The organism is Alishewanella sp. SMS8 (assembly GCF_030737935.1).
Lineage (GTDB): Bacteria > Pseudomonadota > Gammaproteobacteria > Enterobacterales > Alteromonadaceae > Alishewanella > Alishewanella maricola.
The window spans coordinates 396,557-409,489 of sequence record NZ_JAPJEA010000001.1; the positions used below are offsets into that span (position 1 = coordinate 396,557).

Below are 12,933 nucleotides of genomic sequence, written 5' to 3' on the forward strand. Positions count from 1 at the left end.
GCGTCCCCTAGGGGATTCGAACCCCTGTTACCGCCGTGAAAGGGCGGTGTCCTAGGCCTCTAGACGAAGGGGACGCAATAAAATTTTGGTGGAGCTAAGCGGGATCGAACCGCTGACCTCTTGCATGCCATGCAAGCGCTCTCCCAGCTGAGCTATAGCCCCACACTTTTCTGTGCCAACTCTAAACTAAGCTTATCGCTGAACACGGGGCGCATTCTAGGGTGGTGCCTCAAAAGTGTCAACAGTTTTTTATAACAGCCCGATTGTTCGAGTAAATTTTAAACTATCACCATCCTTAATCATGTTTAAGCCATTAACACGCTTTTGTTTAGTGTTAGCCTTGGATTTTGTATACACTACGCTCAGTTTACCGAAAGAGCTTCTGGAAGGATTAACGATGTACGAGTCATACTATGGATTTACAGAGCGGCCTTTTCAACTCACGCATAACAGCAATTGGTTTTTTGCTAGCCGTTTGCATAAAAAAGCGCTTGCTTACTTACAGTATGGTTTAACCCAAGGCGAAGGCTTTATTGTTATCACGGGTGATGTTGGTACCGGCAAAACCACGCTGGCCAGTCAGTTACTATCTATGCTCAATCAAGATGAAATTGTTGCCAGACAAATCGTAACTTCAAAACTACAGCCAGACGATCTTATTCGGATGATCGCCAGCTCGTTTAATCTTAAAGTTGAAGAAAACAACAAAGCCAGCTATCTCGATGCTATCTACATATTCTTAAAACGCCTGCATTCACAACATCGCCGCGCATTGCTTTTAGTCGATGAGGCGCAGAACTTACCTTTAGAGTCGATTGAAGAGCTGCGCATGCTATCGAACTTTCAAATAGACGGTAAGCCACTTTTGCAAAGCTTTTTACTGGGGCAAAACGAGCTTAACCCCATTATTCAAGCACCCAATATGGAACAGTTTCGGCAAAGAATAATTGCCTCAAGCAATTTGGTGCCATTAATCGAGGTAGAGACCAAGGAATACATACAGTTTCGTTTACATATGGCTGGCCTAAATCACCCGCTGTTAGAAGATGACTGCTTCTCACTTGTGCAAACGTTCAGCCGCGGCATTCCTAGGCGCATTAACTTGCTGATGGATCGTGTGTTATTGCTGGGCTATCTGGAACAGCATAAAACAATTAGTGCTGAACATGTGCAAAGTGTAATCAATGAAATATCCGAAGAAATTGCGCACCAAACACCCGCCAGCAGCCTTAATATTAAAAGCGACAACGAAGTTCAGGCAGCAGCAGCGCCCTCGCCTGCCGCGCTTGGCAGTGCTTCAGTGCAGCAGTTATTAGATGAGTCTTTAGAGCAGAAACTTAAGATAATAAAAGAGCTTGATGAACTGATTCTGCAACGTCAGCAACAAGCAAAATAAGCTTCTGCTACCGATACACATAAAAACGGCGCTTAATGCGCCGTTTTATTTTAAACACAACACGTTTAAGCTTAGAAACGATATTGGTATTCTAACCAAACCCGATTCTCAGCATTATCAAATTCCGATTGGTTTGAATCTCGATCTAACCTACGAAAAGCTAGCCTCGCAGTAGAATGTGTATTGATAGTGCGTAAATAACTTAACGAGGCAGACAAGTTTTTATCTGTTCTTAATTCGGTTATGTACATGGTGTTGTAATGCGTTACATCAAACAGCAGTTTGTTATGCTCGTTAAGCAACCATGATGCCTGCATACTGACACTTTGATTAGTATTGGCAGCACCCGTTTCTACATATTCAGTTTCACTGTCTGAAAAAAGCAGATTCAACGCCAAACGATTTTTGCTGTAAGCGATGTTGATACTTTCGGTTCTTACTTTCACCAGCTCTTGACGCAATTCAGCGTTATTAATACTAATCTGCTGTAACGACTCACCAAAAACAGGTACATATTGATTTGTCGGAGGCTTAAAGCAGGCATTAAAATCAGATGCGCCATCTGGGCAAACAAATACACCTAAATCATCTAGTTCGTTGTCAAACAGGTTTTGCGTACGAACATTTTCAGAAACGCTTAACTTCACCGACAAGAAGCGCAAATCATACTTACCACTTAATTGCATGGTTCGGCCAAAATAGCGGCGGTCAAATGAACCTTCTAAGCTGGTTCTGCGGCTTAACGCTAACAAGAAATCAGATGCAACATAGGTGTCTGTTTCTGTTTTTTGGTCAAAAGCATTAGAGTCACTGCGGTTCATTGTTAAATTTATACGTGACTTCGCGCCAAAGCGGTATTCCACGCCGCCGCCGAAATAGTCAAAACTATTATCGTAAATTGAGCCATTATCGGCTTTTTCCGCACCTAGCCGACCAAAAAACGAAAAGTTTGGCGCAAAAGGCACACCGATAGCAATGTTATACAAACTACCTGAAATGTTATTACCTAAATCACGCTCAGTTTCTTGTAAACTTGCTTCAAATAACCAAAAGAAATTTAACCCACGATTATTAGTACCTAACCTTAAATTGGCATTATAGGTATCGGTATCAAAGTTAGTAAAACTATCATCAATAATACTTGTTGCTGCTTCAGATTTACGATATTGCACTGCAATATCAGTGAGATAGACGGCTGAAGGCGAATTACTATAACGAACTTCAGTACCATAACTATTGGCTTTACTAAGATTCTCAGCACCGGTGATTTTGTCAGAGAAAATACCGAAACGGCTATTTCTCACTAAATAGTTTTGCTGGGCATTAAGCAGCCAAGACAAACGTTTATTCAAAGCGGTAATTTGATTAGCAAATTGAAACTCGTTGTAACTGCGACCATTGCGTTGGGCATCATCATATGCAACAGATTCATGCTGCCAAACCAATTGTGTTTGCATATTGGCTGACTGGCGATTGAAAACAAGACCAGGAGATAACTCCCATGCCGCGCCATCATTCATCTGATCAGACTCGGCCGTTTCAATCTGATAGCCATACAAAGCCGTTTTAAATAACGGCGTAATCTTGGTTTCAGCAGCATTTAATGCTGTAGGCAATAATGCAACCGGTAATAGCAACAACAACGAGTACAACCTCGCTTTATTACGATGTTGTTGCTTGTTATTCAGCGCCGTAATAATAGCCATAACCATATCCTTTGCCCTGATTTCGGTGTGCTTTGTTGATAACAAAACCCACAGCAAGACTTTCTGGCAGTAATGAGGCTGCTTGTTCAATCTCAGAGACTTTTGAGCGATTCTCTTCTACTACAATAATTGCTTGGCCACACATTGCCGCTAAGACCGCAGTTTCATTCACACCTAGTAATGGTGGTGCATCAAAAATAACCAGACGATCAGGATAACGCTCGGCAAACTCTCTCGATAATTTAAGCATTTTTTCACTGGCGAGTAACTCTGTAGATAAATGATGCGGTCGGCCTGCGCCAATAATTTTTAAACGTTCAACATTGGTAGAGTAAATAATATCTTCAACATTTAAGCTATCCGATAAAAGATACTCGGTAAGACCATACTCTAAATTTAAATTCAGCGTTTTAGAAACTGACGGGCGCAGCACATCGGTATCAACCAGCAAAATAGTTTTATCTTGCTCTAACGCCATACTCAATGCCAAATTTATAGAAGTGAAGGTTTTACCTTCGCCTGGCCGCGAACTCGAAATTAACACTAGATTGGGATGATGCAATGTAGTACTTAATTGCCCAAACGCATTATTAAGAATTTTTCGCTTGATCACGCGGTATTCTTCATTAATCAAGCGCCGCTCTGCGGATAAACTGACAAAGTTCTTTTGGCGCAGCCCGTCAAGATCTAAAGTTATTAGTGGCTTAGCAGACTTTTCTTTATGTACCTTTTCGGTTGTTGCAGCGTCAGTAACAGGATCTGCTACAGAGGCTGCCTGTGGTTGGTTTTGTTGATTGGCTTGCTGTTGCTGTATTGCTTTTTCAATTAAACTCATTGGATAACCCTCAACAACATTGCAGCAGGCTTACCAAATAGTAACTCGTTCACCATCAAGCCCATATATACCATCAACAACATACCGCTTAGCATAATAAAATAAAACAAATGCGTTCTGCTCACTTTTTGAATTTGCTTTTTATTGGTATGCGATACCACACCAAACACCGGAAAGGCAGAAATGCTTCTTAATTGCGCAGCACTGGTTAACACTGGTGACAACAAGTTTCTTAAAAATGCCATGCCCACACCAGCACCTATGCCCGCAAATAGCGCTAAAGTATAAAATACTAAGCGTTTAGGACCAGAAGGTAGCATTGGCACTCGTGGGGGGTCTATAACACGGAACTGGCCTTCTGACTCTGTTGAGTCTACCTTACGTGCCATTTCTGCCGACTCACGACGAGACAGTAAGGTTTCATATTGCGCTCGGTTAGTATCATAATCACGGTTTAACGCAGCAAATTCAGCTTCTACTTGTGGGATTAAGTGCAGACTATTTCTCAGCGTTTGAATTGTTTCCTCTAGCTTGTTAATCAAGATTTTTTTAGAAACAATTTCAGACTCAAAACTAGAAATGCTGGTTACCAAGCTTTGGTAAAGCGGGCTTTGCATGAGTAAAGCGGCGTTAGTTTCTGACATACCACCGGTTTCTTTTAACAAAGCAATTTCATCTTTGCGTTGTTGTTCTAACTGCTCAAGTAAACGAGTAAATTCAACAACATCGGGATGGTTTTCAGTAAATCGTAATTTCAAAGTAGATAACGTACTTCGTACTTCAGCAATTCGAGCATCAAATTGTGTGGATGGCGCTCGGCCCTCACCACCTAGGCTGGTTAATTCATTTATGTCGCGCTTAGCGCTTATTATCCGTTGCTGTAACTGCTGAATCTCAAGTTCCGCACTTGATTTCTCTGCTTCGGCTTGACTAATTCTATTGTAATAATTAGCCTCGCCCCCTTCCAGAATAGTCATCTGATTACGACGAAACTCGGAGCGTTTACGTTCAGCTTCGATCAGACGACGTTCATATTCCTCAATTTGCGCGGTAATGAATCGCTCAGCAGAAAGTTGATCAGAGCGGTTAGTGCCTAAACGTGTTTCAATAAATACACTTAACATTTCTTGAACAACTTTTAACGCTAATTGCGGGTCACTATTTTCATAAGAAACGGTGTAAATGTTTACTTCGCGCCGACCGCCTTGCACGGTAAGCTTGATGCTTTTTTCCAAATCATCAACAACTTTTTCAAAGTCTTTGCTGCTTAAAGCGACTTTACCTAAATCGGTTTTACGCGCAACGTTTTCAAGATTAGGCCGTGTTAGCACTAACCGAGCTAAGGCCTGCACTTCCATCTCGGCATTACGATTAACCGTGAGGCCACGCAGTAACGGTTCTAAAATAGATTGCGTATCAAAATAGACCCGCGCATCGGCTTGGTAAACCGGTGGCATCTTATAAATGGCAAACCATGCAGCAGGGCATATTAACCAAGCTGTAATAATGACATATCTACGACGGATCCAAATACCATGCAATTGAATTAACAATTGCTCAATAGCCTGGTTTAACTCCTTCATGTACTACAAACTCCGTGATGCGATAAGGGTAAAAGCCCAGCGCTGTCGATTAAAACCATGCTTCAGGAACAATAATGATGTCACCAGGTAAGATATCAACGTTAGCGGAGATTTCACCTTCACGAACTAAGTCATCTAAGCGGATGTTATAAGTACGTTGTGAACCATTGGTGGTACGCACTAATTTAGCATTATTGCCATCTGCAAATTCTGTTAAGCCACCTACCGTAATCATTACATCGAGCAATGTCATGTACTGGCGATAGTTAACGGCTTGCGGATTGAGTGCTTGGCCAATAACGCGAACTTGCTCGCTGTAAGGCCCAACAAAATTATTCACTGACACTGTAACAACTGGATCACGAATGTACTTAGCTAAAATAAGCTCCATGTCACGCGCAAGTTGCGTAGGAGTTTTACCGCTAACCTCTACATCCTCAATTAAAGAGGTAGAAATTTTACCGTCGGGTCGAACAATAAAATTGCCAGAAAGCTCTGGGTTACGCCAAACGAAAATAGTTAAAGAATCATCAGGACCAATCAAATACTGATAGTTATCAACAGAGGTCGTAACTGAATTCTGCACTGATGCACGAGGCAGAGTACTATTTTGGGCGCAACCGCTAAGTAGCAAGGTTGATGCAAAAAGCGCGGAGAGAGTAGTGTTGACGTTTAACTTGTTATTCATAAAACGTGTCCTTGTGTCTAATGCATCATCAATATAACTAAAAGTTCGTCATTTAGCTGCTTTTTTTGAAGGTTAATTTCAAAAACGCAACTAGGAATTCAGCTTTAATTCAGCTAGATTACTGATCGACATCTAACTAGTTTAAAGGTACTATCAATGCAATGTCTATTTATATTACCTAAACCGCCATTCGTGATGTTTATCGTTGCGCAAAACGAGTCAAAATACCATCAAGTACCAAGGATGTGTTATGTTCAGCACAAGGATTAATCGCTCTAAAGTATCCGATAAAATACTGATGTTGGGCGAAATCAGCTTAATTTTACTATCAGCCCATCTTGGTTTTATCCTGGCTGACTTCGTTTTAACAGAACCTATAGTATCGCTAACCCTGGAATGGGAAATGGTGTACATCGCTGTTTTCACCTTTTCTACCATGCTTTGCACCCTTTCCTTAGGGCTTTATGATCATAAATTGCGCGAAACCAGTTCAGGTATTGTTAAACGCGTATTTCTCACTCAATGCTTCAACGTTTTATTTTTAGAATTTATTATTTTTAACATCGCCGATCACATTGATGTGGGTTTTATACCTTTATTATTTTCTTCCTTGATTACGGTAGTGCTTATCAGCAGCTTCCGTACGTTTTTTCAATATCACGACTTAGTCAGGCTTAGTCGCCGCAGAATCTTAGTGCTGGGCTCTGGCGAACGCGCAGCTATTATTGAAAACAGAATGCGCCGTGATGTCGACCGACGTTATTTCGACTTAGTAGGTTTTGTGCGCATTGAAGGGGATAAAGAAGGCTATATTCCTGAAGATAAACTCATCGACATAGACTATTTAAACGACTTATTTACGTATGCTGAAAAACACAAAATTGAACAATTAGTGATCGCCTGCGATGAGCGGCGCAATATGTTACCTGTGGATTTGTTGTTTAAATGCAAAACACGCGGCATTGATGTTACCGACATTCTCGACTTTATTGAAAGTGAAACGGGGCAAATTGCTGTAAACCTTATATACCCAAGTTGGGTGATTTACTCTAATGGTTTAGCACGCAGCAAAAAGTTTAGAACGAATTTAGATTATCGCTTAAATGCCATCTTAGCCATATTCACACTGCTACTAACATGGCCCATCATGCTGTTCACTGCCTTTTTAATTTATTTAGAAGATGGCAGAAAAACCGGAGCCCCTGTGCTTTACCGCCAGATTCGTGTGGGTTTTGATGGCCAACCGTTTCATATCATTAAATTTCGCAGCATGGGTATTGATGCCGAAAAAAACGGCGCGCAATGGGCTACCACTGATGACGTGCGCGTCACTCGCGTTGGCCGTTTTATCCGTAAATATCGTGTTGACGAGTTACCGCAGTTAATTAATGTGCTTAAAGGCGAAATGGGTTTTGTTGGCCCGCGCCCTGAACGCCCGGAGTTTGTAGACCAACTGGTTAAAGACATCCCCTATTACGCTCAGCGCCATAACGTTCGCCCCGGCTTAACTGGCTGGGCACAGTTGAAATACCCTTATGGTGCGACAGCAGAAGATGCCTTAGAGAAACTCAAATTTGATCTTTACTATATCAAGCACCGCAGTTTGTTACTTGACCTGACTATTCTGATCAGAACAGTAGAGATTGTAGTTTTGGGTAAGGGCAGATAACAATATAGACATTTGTTGTGCTTGCTAAGTTGTATTTAACTTTTAGGCTTAATACTGTGAACCTATTTAATGGTATTTGAGACAAGCAATTTTATGGAATTGTAAAATGCAAACTAAATTGCTTGTAGCTATTATTACTTGCCGCAGACCTCAAGGCCTTACTAGATTAGTTAACGCTTTGTTAAAACAAAGATTGAGCCATTCGACAGCAGAAATTTTAGTCGTTGATAATGCATGCCAAACTGAAATCGCAAGTTTAATCAATCAAATATCCGAAGAAGCGCCGCTCAAAATACATTATCAACAGGAAGCAGAACCAGGCATTGTTGCTGCACGAAACAACTGTACTCGTTGGTTTTTAACCCGCAATTATGATGCATTAATATTTATTGATGATGATGAGTGGCCTGCGGCAGAAGATTGGTTAGAAAAATTAGTAGCAGCTCAACTTAAATACCAATGTGATATTGTTACTAGTAACGTAATTTCTGTCGGTGAATCTGGCACACCAAACTGGGCAACGCAACTTTTATATGGCGAGAACCACTTAACAGAAGGTCAGCCAATTGAGATTTTCTATACTAATAATCTTTTACTCAGCAGAACTGTTCTGGAAAAGTTTCAACCCACCTTTGATAGACGTTTTGCCATGACTGGTGCAAGCGATTATCATTTTGCACTGCGCTGCACTCAAGCCGGTTACAAAGCCTACTTTACTGAAGCGCCCGTAATTGAAGAATTTCCAAAATCTAGAGCCACCCTAAGTTGGTTTTTACGCAGGGGTTTCCGCTCAGGCATTGGTTATAGCCGAAGTCATCGATTTGAAGAAAGCGCAATTATAGCTTTAGGCCGTTGTTTACTCATGTTTTTAGTAAGACTCGGGCTTGGTTTTATAAAGTGCTTACAAGGTGCATTAACTTTAAATAAAAAAGTCTGGATAGAAGGGTTATTCAGATTTGCTTCTGCTGCTGGCACAATCGCAGGTTTGTTTGGTATTAAACATAATGAATATAAAAAAATCCATGGGGCCTAATAGTTTGGTTCAGATAGTTACTCTAGATTTTACAGAAACAAATTTTGTCACACGCTGAGTATGAGAAGATGAAAAAAGAATCCGTCTCTCTTCTGGCTATAACTAATTTGTTCCCAGTACCTTGGGCACCTCACAGAGCCAGTTTTAATCAACAGCAGTTTGCCTTGCTTGCGGAACAATTTCCTTTTCGAATCATGGTCCTTGTTCCTTGGTTAGAATGGCTAAAACATCGAAAAGACTGTAGCAATAACACAGAGCGTTGCTACGTGCCCTACTTTTACTTACCGCGGTTCGGTCGTAGGTTAACGCCTTATTTTCAGGCCATTTCGCTTTGGTTTAAACGCAAATGGATTAAGCAAAGTAATCCTAGCCACATTATTGCCTCTTGGGCCTATCCTGATGCTGTTGCTTGTTTAATGTTAGCCGAAAAATTTAATGCCAAAGTGCTGGTTAAAGCTCACGGTACTGATGTTAACGAAAATACTGAATTTCCAGCTCGCCGAAAGCAGATGGCACATTGGCTCAACCAAGCACAAACCGTGTTTTGTGCTAGCAAAGCGTTAGCCGCTAAGCTTGTTGCCACTGGCATTGACCCGGCTAAGATATGCGTGAATTATAATGGGGTTAACCCAAACATTTTTTACCCTGCAACAACAGATCAGCAAACAGGAGATATGGTCTTTATTGGTAATCTATTAACCACAAAAGGCGTTTATGAGCTATTGGATGCTTATCAGCAAAGCCAAGCTAACAGCTTAAATGAACACTTTCCTGCGTTACACTATATTGGCCAAGGCCCAGAAAAACAAAAAATAGCTGAACGGATCCAAGCGCTTGGGTTAGAGAAGCAGGTATTTTTACATGGTGCGCTCCCCCTGCAAGAAGTTGCAGCGAGACTGCGCACAGCCAAATTATTAATATTACCTAGTTATCGTGAAGGCGTACCTAATGTTGTTTTAGAGGCATTAGCCAGCGGCGTACCCGCCATTGCCACTGATGTAGGGGGGATCCCCGAAGTGGTTAGCAAAGAAACAGGCATCTTAGTCCCCGTAAAAGATGGAACGGCATTGAGCGCGGCCATAGACAAAGCTCTGCGGCACCCTTGGTCAAAAACTGCCTTACAAGAGCATGCTAAACAGTTTAGTTGGCCAAAAAATATTGGTACCTTTATTAGCCGGATGAATTTAGATGCGTAACTTTTTACAAGATATCCGCTATAAACAACAGTATTTTCAACAACAAGGCTATAACACCTCACTTCTTCGGGCCTTTCTAAGTGATGGTAGCTCGGCCAATTTTTTATATCGGTTAACCAGTTGGCTGCAGTGGCACCACCTTCAGCCGCTCGCCTTAAGCGTCTTATGGCTTAATAAAATACTAAACAGCTGCATGTTGGGCGCCGGTTGCCGCTTTGGCCCTGGCTTAATTTTAATGCACCCTGTAGGAATTATTATTAACTCTAAAGTAACGGGTGGAGACAACATCATTATTCAAAGTGGTGTGGTGATTGGTGATGAAAGGGGCAAGGCCCCTATCCTAGGGAGTAATATCTTTATTGGTGCAGGCGCAAAAATTATTGGTGATGTAAAAATTGGTGATAATGTAAAAATTGGTGCGAATGCCGTCGTCGTTAAAGATGTGCCCGATAATGTTACCGTAGTTGGCATCCCAGCCAAAATAGTCAGTAAGCGAGCTGAATAATGAATATTTTTTTGTTTTGGCTAAGCATAAGCTTATTACTCTATACCTATATGTTGTACCCAATATTATTAAAATATCTGGCAAAACCCACTAAGCCGCAACCTCAAACGCTGGAGCATTGGCCAGACGTTGATGTGATCTTGTCTGCCTTTAATGAAGAACTCTGTATTACTCAGCGTTTAGAAAACCTGTTAGCACAAGATTACCCGGGAAACCTGCATATCTTAGTCGCATCAGACGGCAGTAGTGATAACACTGCTGCATTAATCAGTGCCGTTAACGATAAACGTATTACGCCTTTTTGTTTTGAAGAAAATCGCGGCAAAATTGCCGTACTTAATGATTTAGTAGCAAATGCATCGGCAGATTACTTGGTACTGACAGATGCGAATACCGAATTTGCAACTGATGCTATTCGACAACTGATTTTAAGTTTTTCCCCTGATATTGGCGCAGTTTGCGGCGAATTACACCTGGTTACCGAAGGCGGCAATCAAAATAGTGATGGTTTATATTGGCGCTACGAACAATTTTTAAAGCGGCAAGAATCAACGCTCGGCGCCCTACTCGGCGCTAATGGCGCCATCTATGCTATTAAACGTCAGCTATACCAGCCATTGGCCGCTAACACAGTTGTGGATGATTTTTGTATCGTCATGAACATTAAAAAACAACATTACAATATTGTGTATAACGAAAAAGCCGTTGCTTACGAAGAAGTTGCCCCATCCTTACATGATGAATTTGGCCGCAGAGTAAGAATTGGCCTTGGCAATTACCGCGCATTTAGCAGTACCTTATGGGCATTGTCCCCAAAGCAAGGTATTTTCAGCTTATGTTATTGGTCGCATAAGGTTTTACGTTGGTTTGCTCCGCACCTGATGTTACTCGCTTTAATCTGTAGTATGTTTCTTATTAGCTCACCTTTTTATTTAACGCTGTTTATTGGGCAAATCATTTTCTATGCCATCGCAGTAATAGGAACGAGTCAGATCAATAAAGGTGCTAAAGTGAATAAACTCATTCAGATAATCAGCTTTTTTGCCTCAATGAATTTAGCATTAGCCTTTGGGTTTGTTCGTTTTATTCGTAACAACGAACGCGGTGGCTGGAAAAGAACAGCAAGACAAGGAGAAATAAAATGACAGTGGTTTTGCTGTTTGTGCTTTTAATTATACTGATGCTAGTAACTGTTTATCTTGTGCTGAAACGCAAACATATGCACAACTGGATTGGCCCTTATCTTTGGCAGTGCTTAAAACCGAAAGCAAAAGTTGAGGGCCCAATTCACATAATGTTCTGCTTTGTTGACCACTTTGAGCCTCAATGGAAAAACAAAGATGATATCGAACTGGAACGCGCCAGAGTTGATCGTTGGTATAACGATTACCCTAAAATGGCAGAAAAACATCGTGATGCCGATGGGCATTATCCAAAGCATGTCTTCTTTTACCCTGAAGAAGAATACCGGCATGAACACCTAGCAAAACTATCTGACCTTTGTGCTAGAGGTTTTGGAGAGATCGAGATCCATCTGCATCATGACAATGACACTGCAGAAAATCTTAGCAAAACACTCACTGGCTTTGCCAAAACATTACACGAACAACATGGTGCATTACCAGTAAACCCCGCAACAGGGCAAATTCAATATGCCTTTATTCATGGTAACTGGTCATTAGATAACTCCTTACCAGGGGGAATGCACTGCGGCGTAAACAACGAACTGAAGGTGCTAAAAAACAGTGGTTGCTATATTGATATGACGCTACCCTGCGCACCAAGCCCGGCTCAAACCAGTAAAATTAATAGCATTTATTATGCAACTGGCCGCGACGGCAAATGTAAATCGCATAATAGCGGCACTGATGTTGAAGTGGGTAAAACTGCAAATGGCGATTTAATGCTTTTACAGGGCCCGATTGGTTTAAACTTTAAATGGCGTACGCCAAGCGGTATGCCACATATTGAAAACAGTGATGTACGAAGAACTGCACCCCCGCTAAAAAGTAGAATAGACCAATGGGTAAGCAGTAATATTCATGTTAAAGGCCGTCCAGAATGGGTATTTATAAAAGTACACACTCATGGTGCACAAGAAGGCGATATGGACACTTTATTAGGTGAGCCACGCGACTTTTTGCATAGCTACCTTGAAACAAAATACAACGATGGTGAAAAGTATGTTTTACATTATGTGTCTGCTCGTGAAATGTATAATATTACTAAAGCCGCAGAAGCGGGCATGTCAGGAAACCCCAGTATATACCGTGATTTCATCTTAGCTAAACCATCTTTTAAACTGAATAGTTAAGAAATAGC

11 protein-coding genes and 2 tRNA genes are annotated in these 12,933 nt (G+C 41.4%); 7 read left to right on the forward strand and 6 right to left on the reverse strand.

What is annotated here, in order from left to right; genetic code table 11:
* Window position 1 precedes the first annotated feature (1 nt).
* Window positions 2-74, reverse strand: a tRNA-Glu gene (locus ORJ01_RS01800).
* Window positions 75-86: 12 nt separating this feature from the next.
* Window positions 87-162 (reverse strand) — tRNA-Ala (locus ORJ01_RS01805).
* A gap of 235 nt (window positions 163-397) precedes the next feature.
* Between ORJ01_RS01805 and ORJ01_RS01810 the strand changes: the two genes are divergently transcribed.
* A complete protein-coding gene (locus ORJ01_RS01810; RefSeq protein WP_306176763.1) occupies window positions 398-1,396 on the forward strand; it encodes an ExeA family protein in 999 nt (332 codons plus the stop codon).
* A gap of 71 nt (window positions 1,397-1,467) precedes the next feature.
* Here the strand turns inward: ORJ01_RS01810 and ORJ01_RS01815 are convergent, their stop codons facing one another.
* The 4 genes from ORJ01_RS01815 to ORJ01_RS01830 are packed head-to-tail and all read right to left on the reverse strand — an operon-like array spanning window position 1,468 to window position 6,208.
* Window positions 1,468-3,102, reverse strand: coding sequence for a TIGR03016 family PEP-CTERM system-associated outer membrane protein (locus ORJ01_RS01815; protein ID WP_306176764.1), 1,635 nt, complete (start codon window positions 3,100-3,102; stop codon window positions 1,468-1,470).
* Entirely contained in the window at window positions 3,077-3,937 is an 861-nt protein-coding gene (locus tag ORJ01_RS01820) for an XrtA-associated tyrosine autokinase (RefSeq protein ID WP_306176765.1), read from the reverse strand. The genes ORJ01_RS01815 and ORJ01_RS01820 overlap by 26 nt, the downstream gene beginning before the upstream one ends.
* Window positions 3,934-5,520, reverse strand: coding sequence for an XrtA system polysaccharide chain length determinant (locus ORJ01_RS01825; protein WP_226750827.1), 1,587 nt, complete (start codon window positions 5,518-5,520; stop codon window positions 3,934-3,936). Before ORJ01_RS01825 ends, ORJ01_RS01820 begins: the two co-directional genes overlap by 4 nt.
* Window positions 5,521-5,569: 49 nt before the next feature.
* Window positions 5,570-6,208: an XrtA/PEP-CTERM system exopolysaccharide export protein gene (locus tag ORJ01_RS01830; RefSeq protein ID WP_306176766.1), complete on the reverse strand. Its 639-nt coding sequence runs from the start codon at window positions 6,206-6,208 to the stop codon at window positions 5,570-5,572.
* Window positions 6,209-6,458: 250 nt separating this feature from the next.
* Here ORJ01_RS01830 and ORJ01_RS01835 point away from each other — a divergent pair, with 250 nt between their 5' ends.
* The 6 genes from ORJ01_RS01835 (at window position 6,459) to ORJ01_RS01860 (ending at window position 12,925) form a co-directional block, all read left to right on the forward strand.
* Entirely contained in the window at window positions 6,459-7,877 is a 1,419-nt protein-coding gene (locus ORJ01_RS01835) for a TIGR03013 family XrtA/PEP-CTERM system glycosyltransferase (protein WP_306176767.1), read from the forward strand.
* Window positions 7,878-7,983: 106 nt separating this feature from the next.
* The gene (locus ORJ01_RS01840; RefSeq protein WP_306176768.1) at window positions 7,984-8,910 is read left to right on the forward strand and encodes a glycosyltransferase family 2 protein; all 927 of its coding nucleotides are present in this window, start codon (window positions 7,984-7,986) and stop codon (window positions 8,908-8,910) included.
* Between the two features lie 68 nt (window positions 8,911-8,978).
* Window positions 8,979-10,106 (forward strand): glycosyltransferase, encoded by a 1,128-nt coding sequence (locus tag ORJ01_RS01845; protein ID WP_306176769.1) that lies wholly within the window; start codon window positions 8,979-8,981, stop codon window positions 10,104-10,106.
* A complete protein-coding gene (locus tag ORJ01_RS01850) occupies window positions 10,099-10,611 on the forward strand; it encodes a serine O-acetyltransferase (RefSeq protein WP_306176770.1) in 513 nt (170 codons plus the stop codon). Before ORJ01_RS01845 ends, ORJ01_RS01850 begins: the two co-directional genes overlap by 8 nt.
* Window positions 10,611-11,756 carry a glycosyltransferase family 2 protein gene (locus ORJ01_RS01855; protein ID WP_306176771.1) on the forward strand — a complete coding sequence of 382 codons (1,146 nt, stop codon included), beginning with the start codon at window positions 10,611-10,613 and terminating at the stop codon, window positions 11,754-11,756. The genes ORJ01_RS01850 and ORJ01_RS01855 overlap by 1 nt, the downstream gene beginning before the upstream one ends.
* Before the next feature lie 2 nt (window positions 11,757-11,758).
* On the forward strand, window positions 11,759-12,925 hold the full coding sequence (locus ORJ01_RS01860; RefSeq protein ID WP_306176772.1) for a hypothetical protein: 1,167 nt from the start codon (window positions 11,759-11,761) through the stop codon (window positions 12,923-12,925).
* The last annotated feature ends 8 nt before the right edge of the window (window positions 12,926-12,933 follow it).

Coding starts and splice junctions, on each gene's coding strand:
- ORJ01_RS01815 (WP_306176764.1), bottom strand. CDS start 3,102: ATGGCTATTATTACGGCGCTGAATAACAAGCAACAACATCGTAATAAA.
- ORJ01_RS01855 (WP_306176771.1), top strand. CDS start 10,611: ATGAATATTTTTTTGTTTTGGCTAAGCATAAGCTTATTACTCTATACC.
- ORJ01_RS01825 (WP_226750827.1), bottom strand. CDS start 5,520: ATGAAGGAGTTAAACCAGGCTATTGAGCAATTGTTAATTCAATTGCAT.
- ORJ01_RS01840 (WP_306176768.1), top strand. CDS start 7,984: ATGCAAACTAAATTGCTTGTAGCTATTATTACTTGCCGCAGACCTCAA.
- ORJ01_RS01810 (WP_306176763.1), top strand. CDS start 398: ATGTACGAGTCATACTATGGATTTACAGAGCGGCCTTTTCAACTCACG.
- ORJ01_RS01845 (WP_306176769.1), top strand. CDS start 8,979: ATGAAAAAAGAATCCGTCTCTCTTCTGGCTATAACTAATTTGTTCCCA.
- ORJ01_RS01850 (WP_306176770.1), top strand. CDS start 10,099: ATGCGTAACTTTTTACAAGATATCCGCTATAAACAACAGTATTTTCAA.
- ORJ01_RS01835 (WP_306176767.1), top strand. CDS start 6,459: ATGTTCAGCACAAGGATTAATCGCTCTAAAGTATCCGATAAAATACTG.
- ORJ01_RS01820 (WP_306176765.1), bottom strand. CDS start 3,937: ATGAGTTTAATTGAAAAAGCAATACAGCAACAGCAAGCCAATCAACAA.
- ORJ01_RS01830 (WP_306176766.1), bottom strand. CDS start 6,208: ATGAATAACAAGTTAAACGTCAACACTACTCTCTCCGCGCTTTTTGCA.